A 19,249-nucleotide genomic window follows, 5' to 3' on the forward strand; every position below is an offset into this window, starting at 1 on the left:
AAGCAAACACTGATTGATTCCCTAGGCGCGGTGCGGCTCGTCCAGATAGGCGCGCGTCTGCATTTCGGTCAGCCGGCTATAGGTGCGCTCAAACTCGAACCGTAGCCGCTGACCGCAGTAAAGCGCGTCCACACCGACCTCGGCCTGGATCACCAGGTTCACGCGCCGGTCGTAGCATTCGTCGACCAAATTAATGAAGCGTCGGGCTTCGTTTTCCAGTTCGCCGCCCAGCTGAGGGACGTCACTGACCACGATCCACTGATACAGGTGGGCCAGTTCGATGTAGTCGTCGGCGCCGCGGGGGCCGGTACATAGGGTTTCGAACGTGAACCAGGCCGCGCTATCGCCGGCTTGCTCGGTCGGTAGCACCCGGTCGTTGATCTCCAGGTCGATGTTCGCCTGTGCCTGGGGAGCAACCCGCCGGAACAGTGTCAGCACCGGGCTCAGGTCCGGGCCGGTGACATAAAGCGCCAGCTGCTCGAGGTCGCGCAGCCTGTAGTCGGTGCCCCCATCTACCGCCAGGACATCGCAGTGCCGACCGATCCGTTCGATGGCCGGCAGGAATCGCGCACGCTGCAAACCGCCCTGGTAGAGCTGATCCGGCGCGCAGTTGGAGGTGGCCACCAGCGTGACGCCGCGCTCGAACAAGGCTTCGGTTAGCCGTCCCAGAATCATGGCATCGGCGATGTCGGACACATAGAACTCGTCGAAGCACAGCACGCGGGCTTCACGCGCCAGGTCTTCGGCAATGGGGTCGAGCGGGTCGCTGCGGTCGGCGTACTGGCGTCGGCGCTGGTGAACATCGCGCATGAAGCGATGAAAATGGGTGCGCCGCTTGCGACTAAAGGGCAGGTCACCGAAAAAGGCGTCCATCAGCCAGGTCTTGCCCCGACCCACGCCGCCCCAGAGGTAGGCGCCGCGCACCGGTGGCCAGCGGGTCATGCGACCGGGCAGCCAGCGCAGCGCCAGGCCCGATTTGGGCGGGTAGGCGATAAGTTCCTGATACACGCGTTCCAGCGTGTCCACCGCCGATGCCTGGGCGGCATCCGGCACGAACTCGCCGGTGCTCAGCGCGGCCTGATACCGGTTTCGCGGGCCCCGTGGGTTGCTTGGCGCGTTCATGCCGCGGCGCGATCCTGTTCATGGCCCAGCGCCAGTAAATTCACGCGTGCCTGCGCCAGCAACGCGCGGGCATCCTCGCGGCTGGGGCCTGACGGCATGATGGGTTCTAGCACATGCAAATCGAGGGCGGTGCGGGCTGGCAGGCGCGCCTGGTCCGGAAAGAGCACGCGCGTGCCCCGTATCCAGACGGGCACCAGCGGGACCGCTGCCTTGGCCGCCAGCAGGAACGCGCCGATCTTAAAGGGTTGGAGGCCGGGCTCGGGCCGGATGGTGCCCTCGGGGAACATCGCCACGGATCGGCCGGCGCGCAGCTGTCGGATTAGCACCCGGATCGCCCGTGAACCCGATCGTGCATCGGCGCGATCCATCCAGATCACGCCGACCCGTTCGAGCATGAAACCGAACAGCAGTGTCCGTCGGGACTCGGCACGGACCACGAACGTGTAGCGCGCCGGTAGCGTTGCGAACAACACCAGTCCATCCAGCTGGCTGGCATGGTTACTCACGCAAACCGCCGGCGTTTCGGGCAGGCGCAAACCACCCTGGACGCGGACGGGCACGCCGATGAGCAGCAGGGTCAGCCGCATGATGTGACGACCCAGCCGGCGGCGGCGCATCTGCCCAGGCACGACGGCCAGCAGCGCTGTGGCGATCACAGCGGCCAGCAGGAACGTGGTGAGGGCGTAGCCACCGTAAAGGGCGCGGAGCAGGGGAGCCATGACGGGGATTATAAGAACTCTGAACCGGGCTGGCTGCCAGCAGGCATCCGCGCGGCCTATCATGGCGGGCATGCCTGCCGCCTCCACGCCGTTGCCCGATGTCGATGCCCGTCTGATCGACCGGTTTGTCGACATGCTGTGGATGGAACGCGGGCTGTCTGATCTGACGCTCACGGCCTATCGCAGCGATCTGGAAGGGTTTGCGCGTCAGCTCTATCAGCAGGGCATTGCGGACCTGCTGTCAGCAGATGCGGCTGCCGTTCAGGCCTGCCTGGGGGCGCGACTGCAACGCGGACACAAACCGCGCACGGTGGCTCGGCTGTTATCCAGCCTGCGCAGGTTTTATCGCTACCTGGTGCGCGAGGCCATCATCGAGGCCGACCCGACGGCGCTGATCCAGTCGCCCCGCTTGGGGCGCCCCTTGCCGAAGACCTTGACCGAGCAGGACGTGGAACGCCTGCTCAACGCGCCGGATACCCGCACCCCGCTGGGCCTGCGTGATCGCGCAATGCTCGAAACGCTTTATGCCAGTGGGCTGCGTGTGTCCGAGCTGGTGGGGCTGCAGGTCCACGAAGTCAACCTGCGCCATGGCGTGCTGCGTGTGACAGGCAAGGGCGGGCGTGAGCGTCTGGTGCCGCTGGGAGAGACCGCCGCCCAATGGGTCGACCGCTACCTGCGAGAGGCCCGGCCGGCCTTGGTGGAAATGCGCCGCAGCGATGATTTGTTTGTCACCCAGCGCGGCCAGGCCATGACCCGCCAGAATTTCTGGCGCATCATCAAACAAACGGCGGTCCGTGCCGGCGTCAGCAGCCCGCTTTCGCCGCATACGCTGCGGCACGCCTTCGCGACCCACTTGTTGAATCATGGGGCCGACCTGCGTGCGGTCCAGATGTTGCTCGGTCACGCAGACTTGTCGACCACGCAGATTTATACTCATGTGGCCAAAGCACGGCTCGCCGAATTACATGCGCGCCATCATCCGCGCGGATAACCGCGTGTGAACCGGGCGGTCTTCGGACGGTCCCATCTCTGCAACCAAGACACCAATATCATCATGAAATCAGTATTTCCCGCCGGGGTCGTCACCTTTCTGTTGCTGGCGCTAGCATCTGGCTGCGGGCAGGCCGGCCAGAATCAATACACCGCCAAGGCCACTGCCGACCGTGAGGAGGCACCAGCCGAGACCAAGACCGAACCGTCGGCCGAGCAGATGGCACCCGAAGGCGCCCCGGACGTTGAGTTGCTGACCCAGATTTATCCGGGGCTGGACATCGAGAACATGCGCCAGACCGAGGCAGGTCTCTGGGAAGTCAGCCAGGGGACGGCCTACGGCTACCTCACCGGTGACGGTCGTTATCTGGTTCAGGGTGATCTTGTGGATTTGCAGTCGGGTGAGTCGCTCACCGAGAACCGACGCAATGAGAGTCGCAAGCAAGTCATCGACCAGATCGGCGAGGCGCAAATGGTCACGTTCGCGCCGGAAGGTGAGACCAAGCACGTGATCTACGTGTTCACGGACGTGGACTGCGGCTACTGCCGCAAGCTGCACCGCGAGCTGGACGACTATCTGAGCCGGGGTATCGAGGTGCGCTACCTGTTCTACCCACGCAGCGGCCCGGGTACAGCCTCGTTCAAGACAGCCGAGTCGGTCTGGTGCGCGGACGACCGCCAGACGGCCCTGACCCGGGCCAAGGCCAATCAAAGCATTACGCCCAAGCAGTGTGACAACCCGATCATGACTCACTACGTCGCCGGGCAGCAGGTGGGCCTGCGGGGCACGCCCCTCATTCTGCTGGCGGATGGCACATCGATTAGCGGCTACATGCCGGCGGAGCCGCTGGAGCAGCGCATTCTGGCGAAGGGGCTCTAGGCACCCACCACCAAGCGCAAACAAGAAAAAGCCCGGTTTTGACCGGGCTTTTTCGTTGAGACTGGACCGAGGCTGCGCGCTAGCGCTCCAGCAGTTCCAACTTGCCGGGCTTGCCATCCCAGTCGGTGGCATCGGCCGGCGGATCTTTCTGCTCGGTAATCACCGGCCAGCTCTTGGACAGATCGGCGTTGAGTTCCAGGAAGTGCGCCTGATCCTCTGGCAGATCATCTTCGGCATAGATGGCTTCGGCCGGACACTCGGGCTCGCAGAGCGTGCAGTCGATGCACTCCTCTGGATCGATCACGAGGAAGTTCGGGCCTTCGTGAAAACAATCCACCGGGCACACCTCCACACAATCGGTGTACTTGCACTTGATGCAGTTTTCGGTGACGACGAAGGTCATTCGGGGCTTCTCCGGATCACAAATCGGGGCGGTATGGTAACGGATCAGCGCGGTTTGCGGGCAGGTCGACGAATTGTTCTTGTCAGCGGGCCCGTTTCCCCCAGCGCTGCGCCGCCGGTGTCGACATAGTGTTGCAGCGTCACCTGCATGGTCGGGAACGCGAGTTCATCCCAGGGAATCTCATCCGGATGGACCAGGCGAGTCTCCAGACTCTCCGGTCCTGCGCCGTGTGCGCCCGCCACCAATTGACCACGGTAGATCAGGTAGAGCTGGCTGATCTGGGGCACATCCAGCACCGCATAGAGGCTTAGGTCAGTGACTTCGGCCTCGGCCTCTTCCAGGGTTTCTCGCGCGGCCCCTTCGGCCGCTGTTTCTTCCCGTTCCATGAAGCCCGCGGGCAAGGTCCACAGGCCGTGCCGCGGCTCGATGGCGCGCTTGCAGAGCAGGATGCGTCCCTGCCACTCGGCCAGACAGCCGACAATAATCTTGGGATTGACGTAGTGGATGGTCCCGCAGGCATCGCAGACATGTCTGGGCAGGCTATCGCCCTCGGGGATGCGGAAGCCGACGGGTTCGGCGCAGTGGCTGCAGTAGTTCATGGTGTGCTGGGCACGCTCCGATCAAGCGCCTGCCTCTGCGGGCAGGGTGGGTAAAAAGTGGCGAGATGATGTTGATTGCGCAGATCTGTCTTGCCGGGCCGCTCGGTTTGCGAGCGGGGCCATGCTGTCGTTGATGGATGCCACAATCCAGACGGCATCGCCAGGCCGCAGGCTGGCGGCGACGATGAGAATGTCGTCGGGATGCATGCGAACACAACCTCGGCTGACCGCGCGGCCGATCGACGCAGGGGCGTTCGTGCCATGAATGCCAATCGCATCACCCAGGGCAATGAAGTGGCTGCCCAGCGGATTGCCGGGGCCGGGCGGTACACGACGAGGCAGTCGGCGGCCCTGCCGGGCCGCATCGCGGTGCATGGCAGGGGTTGGATACCAGGTTGGATTGGCCGACACCGCCTGTACCGTGCGCCGACCCAGCGGTGTGGCATGGCCCGGTCGCCCGACCGCCACCGGAAACGACCGGGGGCCATCGGGTGTCATCAGCCAGAGCTGCCGGGCGGAGCGATCAATGAGCGCCTGGCTACCGGAGTCGACCCAGCGCTGGAAGGCGGTCGTGTAGGCGGCGGGCCGGGCCTGGCGTTGCAGCGTGGGCGCGGCCGGCCGAGGGGGCGGAGTCAACCGGATATGCCAGCGGCCGTGTTGATCCAGGCCCTCGGAGGTGTCCACGTCCCATTCAGCCTGCGGCTCGGCCAGAACGGCCAGCAGATGTTGACGCGTCGCGCGACGCACCTGCGGTGTCAGGGGCATGCCCAGGAATCGTCCCAGGCCGCGGTCGATGCCTGCGGGTGCCGGCGTGCTCAGCTCAATACTGCGGATCAGGTTGGGTTGCAGGGTTTGCGCCGCTGCCTGTGCAGAGCTGGCAAACAAGCTCTGCAGCCCGATGGCGACAGCGGCCCAAATCCATGCGGAGAGGCGGGAGCGCCCGGTCGTTGCCAGCGCAACGCAGGCGAGTCGTTCGGTGCGGGCTGAAGCCCTGGCTGGGCAAGCAGACGCAGTTGGAATGCCCAGGGCGGGCTGGCCACGGACCTCATCCGCTGCACGCACGGGAGTTTCAGCCCGCTGACGGGGTAGAAAGACAGCCCGATATGGGCGATGATCGCGTCTCAGGACAGGCAGGTGCATCGCGGCATAAATTACAGCAGATCGCGATGCCGTGACCGGTGTTTCATGCACATTGGGGGAGACCGATGAAGAAGTTTTTGGTGTTGACGGCCGGGATGCTGGCAACAGGGACCGCCGCAGCCATCGATGATTTGCATTTTTATCTGGGTGCGGATCAGGCTGAGCTGGACGTGGTGACCTTCGTCAACCTGGGGAATGATGGGGATCCCGCCACGCCGCAGCAGCAGCGCGTCGAGGCCGAGTCATCCATGATTCGCCTGCGCGGTGGTATCGCGGTAAACGAGAATCTGGCGCTGGAGATCCAGTACGGTTTGGAAGGTGATGACACCGACCTGTCCCAGGATCCGCCGCAGGTCGCGCTAGAGAGTTATCTGGGTGTTTTTCTTGTGCCCAGTGCCTACCTGACCGACTACATGCAAATTGAAGTGCCCATCGGTTACGGCGAAGTCGAGTTCGACGGCGCGGAAAGCGAAGGCGATCGCGCGTACGGCGCCAATCTGAACTTCTATCCGTTGCGTGTCTTCAACGAGGACGGTTCCAAGCTGGTCTCGCTCAGCGGTGGGTTCATGGTGTACTACCGTGGCGACGACGAGCGCGTGGACGGCTTCAACTTCGGATTGAAGGTCTTGTTCGGCAACGAGGAATAAGGCCGGCGACGGACACAAAAAAGCGGGCCTGGTGCCCGCTTTTTTGTGTCTAGCGCATATGGTTGATGCGCCTAGTCGCGATACTGCGCCTGAATCTGCTCGGTCGTGTCCTTGGCATCGATGCAAAGCGTGGCCGTGGGGCGGGCGAGCAGCCGCGGGATGCCGATGGGCTCGCCGGTCTGCTCACAATAGCCGTACTCCTTGTGCCGGATGCTTTCCAGCGCAGAGTCGATCTTGCGCAGCAGCTTGCTTTCCCGGTCGCGCAGCCGCAGATCCAGCCAGCGCTCTTCTTCGGTCGCTGCGCGGTCGACAGGGTCGGCAGCGGATTCGCGATGGTTGAGGCGTTCACGAATTTCGCGCTCGCGTTCCAGCACCTCAGCGCGCTGTTCCAGCAGCCGCTGACGAAAGAACGCCAACTGCGCGTCGTTCATGTACTCGTCTTCGGACATTGCCCGAATCTGCTCTTCGGTGAGCAGTCCGCCCTGACTGGCTTGCGCATCTGCCGCCTGCGCTGTCTTTTTCTTCGCGTTGGCCATGGATTTTCTAACCCACTGTTAATTCGGAAAAACCGTCCGAGCCCTGGCTGCTGTGATCAACCCGACTCGGTGACGGGCGCGAGACGGTATATCAAAACGCGTGACAGGTCCATGACGGTCTGCTAAGCGCAGCGCCCATCGCCGACCAGCGTGGCCGTGACCTGTCGTTGGAGGATGATCCGTTAGGGGCGCCTGGAGTCAGGCGATGGTGGGCCAGGTGAGAATCGAACTCACACTCCCGAAGGAACAGCATTTTGAGTGCTGCGCGTCTACCAGTTCCGCCACTGGCCCAGTGGGGACGCGTAGTCTACAACAAGGCGTGGCGATCGGGGATGGTCTGTGCCGAATCGGTCATCCGGTCTTGCGCTTCTTGGGGCCGAGCATGCGCGCACTGATTTTTGTGAGCAGTGCACGCGGCATGAAACGCCCGCTTTGGGTCATGAGCTTGATACTCAAACCGGGCACGACCACCGGGCGCCCCTTGTCGAAGGCCTCCAGACTTTCACGCACGCAGCGCTCTGCGCTGATCATGGGCGTGGTGCTTAAGGCCTTTTTGAGTGTCGGACTGCCGGAGGCCTCAAAGAAATTCGTGGCCACCGGGCCAGGGCACACCGCCATGACCTGGATGTTGTCCGGTTCCAGTTCCGCCCAGAGCCCCTCGGACAGGTGCAGCAGAAACGCTTTGGTCGCCCCATAGGTGCTCATGTATGGGGTGGCCTGAAAGCCGGCGCTGGAGGCGACGTTGATGATGGCGCCCCCGCCGCGTTCCACCATGCCGGGTACGAAGGCATGGGCAATCTCCAGCGGCGCCAGCGCATTGAGCAGGACCTCACGGCGCTCCTGCGCGGCGGACTGGCGCGTAAAGCGACCGTGCGTGCCGAAACCGGCGTTGTTAATGATGAGATCGGCCTGCAGACCGGCACTCTTGACGCGATCGGCCAATCCGCTGGCCTGATCCGGATCACTCAGGTCAGCGACCAGCACCTTGGTGCGGCAGCCGTGCTCGCGGCCAAGCGCGTCCGCAAGCGACAGCAGCTTGTCCTGGGATCGAGCCACGAGGATGAGGTGCATGCCGCGGGCGGCGAGTTGATGGGCAAAGGCTTCCCCAATCCCGGATGAAGCACCTGTGATCAGAGCAGTCTTTTCGCGGTAGTCAAAGCGGGTCATAGCCGGGTTTCCGTCATCGGGCGAGACGCGCCAGTGTAGTCGGGATGGCTGGTCATTGCCCGAGACGGTCGGGGCGTCCACCGGTGCTACGATCCGGGGCAGACGCACCCAAGAGCGAACGAGCGACGTGAAGAGAATATCTCGATGATTCCGCTGGATCTGGCGCTGGCGATGATCGTGCTGGCCGGTCTGGTCATTCAGACCATGACGGGCTTCGGCTTCAATGTCGTTGCAGTCACGCTGGGCGCCTTGTTGTTGCCGATCAAAATCTGGCTGCCCGTGGTCGTGGCGCTCAACCTGCCGATGTCAGCCTGGGTGGCCTGGCGGAACCGTGACGCCATCGATTGGGCGCTGTTACTCAGGCAGATTCTCCCTGTGATGGCTGTGGGGTTTGCGGTCGGGGTGGCGGCGGCCTTTGTGCTGTCGGGCAACTGGCTGCGAACCAGCTTCGGCGTGTTGGTCGTGCTCTTGGCCTTGCGTGAATTGCTGCGATTGTCGGGCTGGGTCCAGGCGGCGTCTGGGGCGGTGCCGCAGTCCCGGCCGGCGCGGTTGTGGGTCTTGCTGGCCGGGTTGGTCCAGGGCCTGTATGCCTCCGGCGGACCGCTACTGGTTCACGCGCTGGCCCGGATGGAGATTCCGCGGGCGCGTTTTCGCGCAACACTGATGACCATCTGGTTCACGCTGAACCTTGTGTTGAGCATCGCCTATCTCAGCGGCGGGTTCTGGACAGTCGACATGGGCCTGCGGGCCGCATGGCTGGTTCTGCTGGTCCCGCCGGGCATCTGGTTGGGCGATTGGCTGCATCATCACGCGTCGGAACGTGGATTTGCCGTGGCCGTGCAGCTGGTGCTGCTGGCGGCAGGACTGGCACTGGCGTTCGGATGAGTTTGCCTAGGGCATACGGCCTGACCGGGCTGGCACTGTGGCGGTAAAGTCGAGCAAGCCCATGTGGGCCTGGGCCGCCTATGACTGGGCGAACTCGGCGTTCGCCACATCGGTGCTCGTGGCGTTCTTCCCGGTCTTTTTTGCCCGGTACTGGGGCAGTGACTTGTCGGGCCAGGACAGCACATTCTGGCTGGGTATCGGCAGTTCAGTTGCCAGCTTGTTGGTCGCACTGCTGTCACCCATGCTCGGTGCTGTGGCGGACCGGGGCGGCCTCAAGAAACGCCTGCTGGCGGTGATGACCGCCCTGGGTGTGGCGGGGACTGCCGCGCTTTGCTGGATCGGGCCAGGCGCCTGGGGCTGGGCCATGACCGCCTTTGTCATCGCTCAGGTTGGATTCGCACTCGGCATCTCCTTTTATGACGCGCTGATCGTTGACGTCTGCGAGCCGGCGCAACGCCATCGCGTGTCGGCGCTGGGGTATGCCCTCGGCTACCTGGGGGGCGGGCTGCTGCTGGTGGTCCACGTGGTGATGACGCTCAAGCCCGCCTGGTTCGGGTTGCCGGATGCCACAGCGGCCGTGCGTGTGGCCTTCGGGTCGGTCGCGCTGTGGTGGGTGTTGTTCTCGCTGCCGCTGTTCCGGCACGTTCGTGAGTCGCGGCCCCCGGTGTCGGTGCCGATGACGCAAGCGGCATTGGGGGCCTTGCGCCAGCTGGCGAAGACCCTGCGCAGACTGCGTCAGTACCCCGATGTGGTGACCTTTCTGATCGCTTACTGGCTGTACATCGACGGTGTCCACACCATCGCGCGGATGGCGGTCGACTACGGCGCCAAGCTTGGATTCGATACCAACGCGCTGATCCAGGCGCTGGTGATCACCCAGTTCGTCGGATTTCCCGCCACGTTGCTCATGGCGCGCCTGGCGGGGCGGGTCGGCACCCGGCCGGCTTTGTTCGTCAGCATCGCCATTTACATCGCGGTCACAGTCTGGGGGTTTTTCCTGCAGACGCAGGCCCAGTTCTTCGTCATGGCGGCGGTGATCGGTCTGGTGCAGGGCAGTGTGCAGGCCTTGTCCCGGTCGTACTTCTCGGTGTTGATTCCCGCAGAGCGCGCCGGCGAGTTCTTCGGCTTCTACAACATGATGGGCAAATTCGCGGCCGTGTTGGGCCCCGTGCTGGTCGGCGTCTCCGCGGTGGTGACGGGTAGCTCGCGCTTGTCGATTCTGTCCATCGCCGTGCTGTTTATCTTGGGTATGGTGTGCCTGCTAAGGGTTCGGCCGGCGGAGGAGGGCAGGCGATGAATACGCGAAGCATGAGGATGTCCTGGCCGGCTGCGCTGGCCGTCGGGCTTTGCCTGGCGGCGCCGGCCGCGCAGGCGGCCACGATGACGGTGGAGCGGCTCAACGCGCTACGTGCGGCGTCGCCGCTGTTGACTTGGCAGGTCAACGTGGCGGCCGGCGACTGGGAGACCGTCCTGGCTGCGATTCCGGCAGTTGAACCCACAGCGGCGCCGCGCGACGCGTCGCACGAGCTGGCGGCCGAGCAACTCGCTCTTGCACTGCGGCAGGCGCCGATCACAGCGATGGGGCGACAGTGGTTGGCGCAGGTCGCGCAGTGGCCCGTCCTCACACGGGTGGCCTTGCCAGACGCCGGGCGCGGCATACCGGTGCCGGCCTTCCCGGCGGGTGCGGCCGCGCGCGCCACCCTGCGTGTGTGGCAGGCCCGTGAGGCGGCCGCCCGGATTCAGCAGGGACTCGATCAAGGCGCAGTCCTGCCTGACTTCGAACTCACGCCACAGCTATTGGCGCAGTTGACGACGGAGCAACTGCGCGCCCTGCGCGATCGACTTCCACGGCCGCTGCCAGCCGATTGGGCACTGGCCTTGTTACGTGTCGTCCCCGATGTGGATCGCCTGTCCGACTGGCTGGCTGCCGAGATGCGTGCTGACGAGCGGGCCAGCGCCTCGCGTCGCGTGGCGGGTTGTCGGTTCGTGCTCTCCACCGGCCAGGCAGCCCTGTTCGACCAGCTGGCAGAGGCCGCGCTTGCCCATGACGGCCTGCGCGCCGCCTGGCTGCAGGCACTGGCCGCCGACACCGGGGCCCGCAGCCGAGCCGCCCTACAGAACGAGGTGTCCGACACGCGATATGGACTGGACGCGCTGCGGGCCCTGGCGCGGCGTCCCGATGGCCGACGCTGGCTGCTGGAGCAACTCGAAGAGCCCGGTTTGCCGCGTATGCAATTGCGGCGGGTCTTGATCGCGCTGGCAGAACAAGACGAGTCCGCGGTGCTTCGAGACTGGGTGCAATCGCGGCGGCAGCAGCACGCTGAACTGGCCGAGGAGGTGTTGGCATGGCTCGGGGACTAGTGTTCGTCGCCATCGCGTGCTGGGCGCTGCTGGTCCACACGTCAGCAACCGCCACGGTACAGACCTACGTGGAGTCGGGTGCCGGGACCAACGAAATCGAACTGGGCTATCCGGTGCCCACGCCGGTCGACAGTGCCTTGCCGGTGGCTGGATTTCGCAGCTACGCCAGCCTGCTGGCGCGGCACCGGGATCTTGCCGGTCTTGGCGTCATCGAAGAGCGGCGTGTCGGTACCACGCTAGAGGGACGGCCGATCTGGGCCTACGTCATCGGCGACGCCGACCTGCGATTGGCCGATGGCAGCGGCCGGGAGCCCGCCATTGTCTTCAACGGCGGCACCCATGCGCGTGAATGGGCCAGCCCCGAGGTGGCCACGGCGTTGCTGGAGACACTGGCTGCCGGCGCACAGGACGGCGCGTTCATCGAGTTTCTGATTGATCAAACCACCATCGTTCTGCTCCCCGTCCTCAATATCGACGGCTTTTTGCACACCCAACGCACACCCGCCCAGGTGCTGCGCACCCGCTACAGCGGGGATCCCTCGAACTGGCCGCGCGATGGTCGGATGCGACGGAAGAACATGCGCGGGGTCGATAACGACTTGACCACCGAGGCCGACGGGATGTTGGGCGTGGACCTGAACCGGAATAACAGTCCGTTCTGGGCCACCAGCAGCCGCTCCAGTCGCGACACGGCGTCGCTGGTGTACCACGGCGCCGGCCCGGCGTCTGAGCCGGAGGTTCTGGCTCTACAGGCGGCGGTGGCCGACTGGGAAGATCGGCTGCGACTGTTCGTCGACATTCATTCGTTCTCCCGGGTCTTTTTCGCAGCCGACACCGGACATGCCCGGCGCGACGCCATTGCACGGCAGGTCGCCAACATCATGGGGGCCGCCACCAGCGGCTACGGTTACGACCCCAGTCCGGCGGGTGGGGGCATTGGTGCCCTGGACGAGTACTTTGCCTATCGCTACCAAATCCCTTCGTACACGCTGGAAATCGAACCCGGCGCAGCCGGCGCCAGCGAGTACGGCCATAACGGCGTGACCCACGACGGTTTTATCCTGCCGGAAGACCAGGTGACGCGGGTCCGCGACGAGTTGGCCTCGGCCCTATTGCTCGGCGCCTATCGACAGGCCGGTCCGCCCGTTGTCCATGCCTTCCGCCTTGAGGCTGCTGACGGGATGATGCTGGCCGAGGGCGCGTGGCAGCCCGATGGTCAGCAGGCGCGGCAATTGGATGATCAGCCCGCCACGCAGCTGCCGACCGGCGAGTTGACCCTGGCACTGCAGTTTGACCGCCCCATGCGTCAGCACGACGGTCAGCAGGTCCTGCAGTATCGCGGCCAGTCGGTCCCGCTGTTGCCTGCCGTGACGCTTGTGGGCCGAGACGCCGACGACCAGCCGTTTGAGTGGTCCGTGGCCGCTGCAGACATGCGCTGGAGCGGGGTGAGCGATTCGGCCCGCTATCGCGCCGACACGCTGTTCATCACGCTGGATGTGGAACCCGGTTCGGGTCTGGCTGCGGCGAGGCGCTTGGACGTCGTCGTCGACGCGCAGGATTTGTCCGGCCAGCGGCTGGACGCCTTGCCGGCGACCGTCGCGGACTGGGCGGACGGCGGATGGACGCGGTATGAAGATGCCGATGGTCGCAGCGGGGATGTCGGCGGCGCCTCTGCGGCCTTCCGTCTGGTCGGCGCCGGCGGTCCGGATGCGCCGGTTCCATCTAGCTCCAGCGGTGGTGGGGGTTCGGGCGCCGTATCGCCGCTGCTGGGGCTGGGTGGGTGGTTACTCGTGGCCTGGCGTCAGCGTCGGCGGCGGGGCAGCGCGCGTTCAGCTGCCTGCAGCCGGGTCAGCTCGGCGCGACCCGCGTAGCGCGTCGCCACGTAGGCCTGGACCAGGGCGTCCACTGCTGGGGCCAGGTCGGGGGCCTGTTCGCGCACACGGTCGGCGTAGTCACTGGGGCCTTCGGCCGGCGCAGGACCGATCCCGAGCCGCTGCAGCCGCCTCGTCGCGCGGTTCCAGATCTGGCGTGCCGGATCGACCGGGGCGGCGCTGCGTGATTGCCACAGCAACCACAACCCCAGCGCGGTTAGCAGCAGGGACACCAGCCCGGTCAGTGCCAGAATCATGCTGCGCCAATCCGGTAGCCCGATGCGAGACAGCACGGATTGCTGCAACTCCGGGCCATAGGCCAGTACCCAGTAGTTCCACTGCGTATTGATCGCGTCCCACTGCAGGCGCAGCACGGAGAGTAATGAGGCGGTTCCTCGGGCCAGAAACGGTACGGGCTCACCCTCGGGCAATGCCGCACCCAGACCCACCTCCACACGGTCGGGCGCCACGGCCGCCGTGGGGTCGACCCGCTGCCAGCCCTGTCCCGGCAGCCAGACCTCGGTCCAGGCGTGGGCATCTGACTGGCGCACAATCATGTACTGGTCATTCGCACTCATCTCGCCACCCTGGTAGCCGGTGACGATGCGCGCGGGCACACCCGCAGCGCGCATCAGCACGGCGAATGCGCTGGCGTAGTGCTCGCAAAAGCCGCGACGGGTGGAGAACAGAAATTCGTCGACGCTGTTCTCGCCCAGTGCAGGCGGCTGCATGGTGTACACAAACGGCTGTTCGCGGAACATGCGCAGGGCGCGGTTCACCAGCTCCGCGTCGTCCAGGCCATCATCGCGCCAGCGCTGCGCCAGGGCGCGTGTGCGGGGGTTGCCGGTACCGGGCAGGCTGAGGGCAATGCGTCGCGCCCAGTCCCCAAGCGTGGGGTCCAGCCTGTAGTCCAGGGCCGACTCAACCGTATAGAGCCTGCGTTCGCGAACAGGTTTGCGTGAGATCAGTTGCCGGGACGAGGTCAGCCGGGCGTCGGCGGGCAGGGACATCGGAACATCTAGCGCCAAAAGCCAGTGATGCCGATGCGCCTCCAGCGTGACGTCGTAGCGCAGCAGCCGTTCGGCGTTGGCGACCGTGCCCGCTTGCTGGCGATTGGGCGAATAACCCGGCTCCCAGGCGCGGCCGTCGAAGGACCACAGCACCGGGCCACGCCAGTAACGGTCCGGGCGGGGTGGAATGCGGTCTTCGAAGCGCACCCGAAACGCCACCTCATCGGATTGACTCAGCTGTGAGATGTCCCCCGGCGACATGCGTTCGCTCAGCCCCGTCACCGCATTGGAGCCGGAGTCGGCCGGCAAGCCCCACAGCGGCCCCGGGATTCGGGGAAACAGCACGAAGAAGATCAGCATCAGCGGCAGCGCCTGGGCCACCAGCAGACCGCCGGTTCTCAGGCTGGTGCGCGGCGGCAGTCCGCCGTCGGGATGGTTGATATCGACCAGCACGGCGGTGAGCAGCACGCCGCAGACCAGTAGAAACCCGATCATTGGAATGCTCTGATCGAACAGGAAATGCGTGCCGAGCAGGAAATAGCCCAGGAAGGTCAACACGGTGTAGTCCCGCAGGCTCCGGGTTTCGGTGAGCTTGAGGGCGACCATCAGCACCAGCAACGCCGCGCCTGGTGTCTGGCCATTAATCGAGCCGAACGACGCGAGGACCGAGGCGAAGGCCAGGGCAGCCAGGCCGGCACGTACCAGCGTGCCGGGCATGCGCCAGCCCCGGCGCGCAACGCCGAGGCGCCAGAGCATCATGGCCAGCGCGAATGCCGGTATCCAGATCGGCAGATTGCGGACATGCGGGAGGATGACCACGGCCAGCACGGCCAGTAGCCGGGGCAGGCTGCGCACCGAAACCGGGGGCTGCTGGCTCACGAGGCGACCGCGCTGGAGCTTTGAAAAAGCGCCAAGGCCGTCAGGCAGCGGGCGCAATGGTCCGGTCCCGAGCCGGCCGGGACGCGTTGATCTGGCAGCACCAAGGACCAGCTCAGGCCGCGTTCGGTCGCATCGAGCACCCAGCGGGCCAGCTGCGAAAGGCGCTGCTCGGGATCGGGGGCGGTTAACCGGTCGAAGTGGAGCACGATTTCGTCCCGACGCGCCTGGGCAAACTGCTTGACCACGAGTTCTCCGGTGCGCGCGGTCACCTTCCAGTGAATGGCGCTGAGCGCATCGCCACGGTGATAGTCGCGCACGCCGGCAAAGTCGTCGTTTCCGGTCTGCTGACTGCTGTGATCGGCCCCCTCATCGCCCTCCAGCGTAGCCGGCAGGCTCGCTCCCAGGGGCTTGGGGTAGGCGATGCCGCTTTGATCCAGTTCAAGCCAGGTCCAGGCATAGAACAGGCCGAGCGGAAATCGGGTCGAGACGGCAAACCGGGGAGCGGGAATGCGTCCGCGCCGTGGTGCCGGGACATCCAGGCCGGTGGCGACATCCGCCCCCGCAGGGACATCGACCCAGTGATCGCTCCACTCACCCTGACGCAGCCCCGTGCCGATCACATGACGGGGGCGACGGCTGGGGTTGTGGATGGCCACGACAAAGCGCAGGGTCTCGCCAGCGAACACCGGTGTTGATCCACGGGCAGAGATGCGCAGATTCACGAGATTGCCATGGGTGTGGTGCATGCAGACCAGTCCCAGCCCCGCGAGCAGAAAGGTCAGGGCAAAGCCGAGGCTGTTGGAGTAGTTCATCGACCCCAGCAGCAGCGCAAAGGTCATCACGCCAAACACCACGCCCTGACGCGTGGGCAGGATGTAGATCCGCTGCCGTCGAATCGCGACCGGACCAGGCAGGCGCTGGACCCGGGTCGTCACCCATTGCTCGATACGCCGGTTGATACCGCGCACCGGATTCCAGGCCATGTGCAGGCGCCTCGCGATAGCGCTAGGGAATGGCGACGTGTTCGACGATGCCCTGCACGGCTTCGGCCGAGAGCGGGCGCCGATCCGCGCTGCGTAGTCGATGCGCAACCACCGCGGAGAACACCGCCTGCACGTCCTCCGGCTGCACGTATGGCCGTTCATCCATGTAGGCCCAGGCCTGGGCCGCACGCTTAAGCGCCAGCCCCGCTCGCGGGGACAAACCGTCGCGGACCTCCGCGGATGCCCGTGTGGCCCGGATGAGCGCCAGAATGTAACGCAGCACCGGCTCTCGGGTTTCCACGGTCTCGACGGCTGCCTGGACGGCGACCAGCTGCTCGGGGCCGGCCACGGGCAACATCTCCTCCAGCAAGGCGCGGCGGCTGCGTCCGGCCAGCAGTTCCAGTTCGGCCTCGGCCGAGGGGTATCCCAGCTCCAGGCGCATCATGAACCGGTCCAGCTGGGACTCGGGCAGCGGGAATGTCCCGATCTGCTCCCCTGGGTTTTGTGTGGCGATGACGAAAAAGGGTTGGGGCAGGGCCCGGGTGGTTCCGTCGATGGTCACCTGGCGCTCTTCCATGGCCTCAAGCAATGCGCTTTGTGTCTTGGGGCTGGCACGGTTGACCTCGTCAGCCAACACAACCTCCGAAAAGACCGGGCCGGGGTGGAACACAAAGCCGGCCTCTGAGCCCTCGAACACCGAGACGCCCAGAATATCGGCCGGCAGCATGTCGCTGGTGAACTGCACGCGGCTGAAACGCAGCCCCAGCAGCCGCGCCAAGGTATGAGCCAGCGTGGTTTTGCCCATGCCCGGGACATCGTCAATCAGCAGATGCCCCCCGCCGATCAGGCAGGCGATGGCCAGCCGCAACTGTGGTTGTTTGCCGACGATAATTTCGGCCGCTCGGGCCTGGACGGTGGTTAGCAATTCAACACCAGCGATCGTGCTCGGGGTCATCAGGTCGTCCACGGTGCGGGCTCAGCATGAAGTCCAGCCAAGACTAACCGACGTGCGACAGGCTCTGCAGGGGTGGTGGCGTCTGTGGTCTGGTCTCCGCCAGCACTTCGCGAAACGTTTACACCCTGCGATGAGATTAACGTTAAGCTCGTGATGAACGAATCGAACCACAAGGCGGGTCTGAATGGCCAACGCACGTGAATGCCGCCGCGCCATGCGTCATGCGCCGGACTATGGCACCTGGGCCGATGCCGCCCAACAACTCGATGCGCTGACCGGCCGAGAGGATTGGAAGGCCGAAGACGAATCGGCACTTTATGACTTTCGCATGATCCGGGCGCGCAAGCGCCAGCTGCGCCGATTGCGTGAGCGCGGTGATACAGCCGGGCTGATGCACGAGTTGCGGCAGGGGTTGCACTGGAACATGGGTGGAATCGGTAGCCCCTACCTGTATGCACAGTCCCTGATTGGCACCAAGCGTCTGGTGTCGGACTACATCGATGAAGTTTGCTGCGCACTGACCGAGCTCGCCGCAACGGCCACCCCGGCCAACGCCAAGCAGCGGCAGCATTTCCTTGAGGAAACCGCACTGTCCTTTGGGCGCACGGGGCTGATGTTGTCCGGCGGCGCGACACTGGGGTTGTTCCACATCGGTGTCATCAAGACCCTCTGGGAGCACCAGGCGTTGCCCAGGGTGATTTCAGGATCTAGTGCCGGGTCGGTCGTCGCGGCCACGTTGGGCACGCATACCGACGATGAGGTCGAGGCGATTTTCGATGCCGATATGGCGCGCTTTGGCTTTTGGCGCGGCCTCAGCCCCAGCTCGATCATCAAGCGCCGTGCGCTGATGGATCAGGCACAGGTTCGCCGTGGGATTCAACATTTCGTCGCCGACATGACCTTTGAAGAGTCCTATCGGCGCACCGGTCGGGTGGTCAATGTCACGGTCTCACCGGCCAACACAGCGCAGTCACCCAAGCTGGTCAATCACGTTACCTTCCCGCATCTGTGCATGCGCGAGGCGGTGCTGGCGTCGTGTGCGGTGCCGCTGGTGTTCGAGCCGGTGTTGTTGTATCAGCGCGATCAACACGGTGCCAAGTTGCCGTTCCTGCCCAATGTGAAGTGGGTCGATGGGTCGATGAAAAGCGACCTGCCGCGGCTGCGACTGCGGCGGCTGCACAACGTCAATCACTTCATCGTTAGCCAGACCAACCCACATGTGGTGCCGTTTCTGGCGATGCGGGGCTCGCGCTCACGCGGGGGCCGCGCGGGCATTCTGCGCGCCTATGCATTGGAGTCGTTGAAAGAGCAGTCCAAGCTGCTGGCGGGCCTGGGACGTGATCTACTGCCGCCAGGTGGGCTGCGTAATCGCCTGGACACCGTTCACGGGCTGCTGGAGCAGGAATACCGCGGCAACATCACCATCGGTCCCAATTTCAGGTTGCGACAGTTCCGGCAGATGATCACCAACCCCAGCCTGCAGGCGACGCGGGACATGATTCTGGCCGGGGAGCGGGCCACCTGGCCGAAGTTGTCGATGATTCTTCACCAGACCCGCATCTCACAGACACTGGATGCGGCCGTGCGTCAGGTGCAGGGCGCCGCGCGCCAAGCAGGCGATGCCGGAGTCCAGCGCCGGCAGTTGAAGACAGGCTAGCGCGGCGGGCGCTGTCGCTCGTAGTCACCCTCGATGATGACGGGCTGATCCAGGTCGGGCCGCGCCGTGGCCAACGAGCCGACCGTGCGTTCGGCCAGGCGGCCGCGCAGCTTGGGAAACAGCATGGAGAAGCCGATGGCGTCGGTGAAGAAACCCGGCGTCATCAGCAGCACGCCGGCCAACAGCAATAGCACCCCCTCGACCATTTCAGCCGCCGGCAACCGACCCTCGGCTTGCGCCAATTGGATTCGCCGAATGGTGCTAAGCCCCTGTCGCCGCGCCACGGCCGTGCCCACGATAGCGGTGAGCACGACCAGGGCGATCGTGGGCACCGCGCCGATCACGCCGCCAACCTTGATGAGCAGCCAGGTCTCCGCCAGCGGGATAACGAAGAGCAGAACAAACAGACGGGTACCCATGGAATTGACCTGTGAAGTGAGGGCGG

The 19,249-nt window shown here is 65.0% G+C and carries 19 protein-coding genes and 1 tRNA gene; 8 read left to right on the plus strand and 12 right to left on the minus strand.

All coding sequences use genetic code 11. The features are described from left to right. Positions 1–21: 21 nt before the first annotated feature. Together zapE and DEH80_RS03860 are read right to left on the minus strand one after the other, a co-directional pair. Complete coding sequence (gene zapE, locus DEH80_RS03855) at positions 22–1,122, minus strand: cell division protein ZapE (RefSeq protein WP_109719158.1); 1,101 nt, start codon at positions 1,120–1,122, stop codon at positions 22–24. Then, a complete protein-coding gene (locus tag DEH80_RS03860) occupies positions 1,119–1,841 on the minus strand; it encodes a lysophospholipid acyltransferase family protein (RefSeq protein ID WP_165831278.1) in 723 nt (240 codons plus the stop codon). The genes zapE and DEH80_RS03860 overlap by 4 nt, the downstream gene beginning before the upstream one ends. Positions 1,842–1,902: 61 nt before the next feature. Here DEH80_RS03860 and xerD point away from each other — a divergent pair, with 61 nt between their 5' ends. Then, positions 1,903–2,832 carry a site-specific tyrosine recombinase XerD gene (xerD, locus tag DEH80_RS03865; RefSeq protein ID WP_109719159.1) on the plus strand — a complete coding sequence of 310 codons (930 nt, stop codon included), beginning with the start codon at positions 1,903–1,905 and terminating at the stop codon, positions 2,830–2,832. 63 nt (positions 2,833–2,895) lie between these two features. Continuing rightward, positions 2,896–3,711, plus strand: a complete 816-nt coding sequence (locus DEH80_RS03870) for a DsbC family protein (protein ID WP_133249105.1) — start codon at positions 2,896–2,898, stop codon at positions 3,709–3,711. Between the two features lie 79 nt (positions 3,712–3,790). Here the strand turns inward: DEH80_RS03870 and fdxA are convergent, their stop codons facing one another. The 3 genes from fdxA to DEH80_RS03885 are packed head-to-tail and all read right to left on the minus strand — an operon-like array spanning position 3,791 to position 5,775. After that, the gene (gene fdxA / locus DEH80_RS03875) at positions 3,791–4,114 is read right to left on the minus strand and encodes a ferredoxin FdxA (protein WP_109719161.1); all 324 of its coding nucleotides are present in this window, start codon (positions 4,112–4,114) and stop codon (positions 3,791–3,793) included. Positions 4,115–4,158: 44 nt separating this feature from the next. After that, positions 4,159–4,713, minus strand: a complete 555-nt coding sequence (locus DEH80_RS03880; RefSeq protein WP_109719162.1) for an NUDIX hydrolase — start codon at positions 4,711–4,713, stop codon at positions 4,159–4,161. A gap of 21 nt (positions 4,714–4,734) precedes the next feature. Continuing rightward, positions 4,735–5,775, minus strand: a complete 1,041-nt coding sequence (locus tag DEH80_RS03885) for a L,D-transpeptidase (protein ID WP_165831279.1) — start codon at positions 5,773–5,775, stop codon at positions 4,735–4,737. A 143-nt stretch (positions 5,776–5,918) separates the two neighbouring features. Here DEH80_RS03885 and DEH80_RS03890 point away from each other — a divergent pair, with 143 nt between their 5' ends. Continuing rightward, positions 5,919–6,500: a putative outer membrane beta-barrel protein gene (locus DEH80_RS03890; protein ID WP_109719164.1), complete on the plus strand. Its 582-nt coding sequence runs from the start codon at positions 5,919–5,921 to the stop codon at positions 6,498–6,500. Positions 6,501–6,571: 71 nt separating this feature from the next. Here the strand turns inward: DEH80_RS03890 and dksA are convergent, their stop codons facing one another. The 3 genes from dksA to DEH80_RS03905 all read right to left on the minus strand — a co-directional run bounded on the left by dksA (position 6,572) and on the right by DEH80_RS03905 (position 8,203). Next, a complete protein-coding gene (gene dksA, locus DEH80_RS03895) occupies positions 6,572–6,949 on the minus strand; it encodes an RNA polymerase-binding protein DksA (RefSeq protein ID WP_330408655.1) in 378 nt (125 codons plus the stop codon). A 293-nt stretch (positions 6,950–7,242) separates the two neighbouring features. Beyond that, positions 7,243–7,327, minus strand: a tRNA-Leu gene (locus DEH80_RS03900). 60 nt (positions 7,328–7,387) lie between these two features. Continuing rightward, positions 7,388–8,203: an SDR family NAD(P)-dependent oxidoreductase gene (locus tag DEH80_RS03905; protein WP_109719166.1), complete on the minus strand. Its 816-nt coding sequence runs from the start codon at positions 8,201–8,203 to the stop codon at positions 7,388–7,390. A gap of 144 nt (positions 8,204–8,347) precedes the next feature. Between DEH80_RS03905 and DEH80_RS03910 the strand changes: the two genes are divergently transcribed. From DEH80_RS03910 to DEH80_RS03925, 4 genes are all read left to right on the plus strand, one after another. Next, a complete protein-coding gene (locus DEH80_RS03910; protein WP_109719167.1) occupies positions 8,348–9,088 on the plus strand; it encodes a sulfite exporter TauE/SafE family protein in 741 nt (246 codons plus the stop codon). A 61-nt stretch (positions 9,089–9,149) separates the two neighbouring features. Further along, the gene (locus tag DEH80_RS03915) at positions 9,150–10,385 is read left to right on the plus strand and encodes an MFS transporter (RefSeq protein ID WP_109719168.1); all 1,236 of its coding nucleotides are present in this window, start codon (positions 9,150–9,152) and stop codon (positions 10,383–10,385) included. After that, entirely contained in the window at positions 10,382–11,449 is a 1,068-nt protein-coding gene (locus DEH80_RS03920; RefSeq protein ID WP_133249106.1) for a hypothetical protein, read from the plus strand. Before DEH80_RS03915 ends, DEH80_RS03920 begins: the two co-directional genes overlap by 4 nt. Continuing rightward, on the plus strand, positions 11,434–13,320 hold the full coding sequence (locus tag DEH80_RS03925) for a M14 family zinc carboxypeptidase (protein ID WP_109719170.1): 1,887 nt from the start codon (positions 11,434–11,436) through the stop codon (positions 13,318–13,320). Before DEH80_RS03920 ends, DEH80_RS03925 begins: the two co-directional genes overlap by 16 nt. Here the strand turns inward: DEH80_RS03925 and DEH80_RS03930 are convergent. From DEH80_RS03930 to DEH80_RS03940, 3 genes are read right to left on the minus strand one after another with little or no spacing between them, the layout of a single operon-like run. Then, complete coding sequence (locus DEH80_RS03930; protein WP_133249107.1) at positions 13,251–15,209, minus strand: transglutaminase TgpA family protein; 1,959 nt, start codon at positions 15,207–15,209, stop codon at positions 13,251–13,253. The two genes, DEH80_RS03925 and DEH80_RS03930, sit on opposite strands and share 70 nt — an antisense overlap. Further along, positions 15,206–16,192, minus strand: a complete 987-nt coding sequence (locus tag DEH80_RS03935) for a DUF58 domain-containing protein (protein ID WP_109719172.1) — start codon at positions 16,190–16,192, stop codon at positions 15,206–15,208. The genes DEH80_RS03930 and DEH80_RS03935 overlap by 4 nt, the downstream gene beginning before the upstream one ends. Positions 16,193–16,214: 22 nt before the next feature. Beyond that, positions 16,215–17,147, minus strand: a complete 933-nt coding sequence (locus DEH80_RS03940; protein ID WP_109719302.1) for an AAA family ATPase — start codon at positions 17,145–17,147, stop codon at positions 16,215–16,217. A gap of 184 nt (positions 17,148–17,331) precedes the next feature. On the opposite strand from DEH80_RS03940, the gene DEH80_RS03945 reads away from it, so the two are divergent. Beyond that, the gene (locus tag DEH80_RS03945) at positions 17,332–18,804 is read left to right on the plus strand and encodes a patatin-like phospholipase family protein (protein WP_109719173.1); all 1,473 of its coding nucleotides are present in this window, start codon (positions 17,332–17,334) and stop codon (positions 18,802–18,804) included. On the opposite strand, the gene DEH80_RS03950 is transcribed toward DEH80_RS03945, so the two are convergent. Further along, a complete protein-coding gene (locus DEH80_RS03950) occupies positions 18,801–19,223 on the minus strand; it encodes an FxsA family protein (protein ID WP_109719174.1) in 423 nt (140 codons plus the stop codon). The genes DEH80_RS03945 and DEH80_RS03950 overlap by 4 nt on opposite strands. Positions 19,224–19,249: the final 26 nt, after the last annotated feature.

This window comes from Abyssibacter profundi (genome assembly GCF_003151135.1).
GTDB lineage: Bacteria > Pseudomonadota > Gammaproteobacteria > Nevskiales > OUC007 > Abyssibacter > Abyssibacter profundi.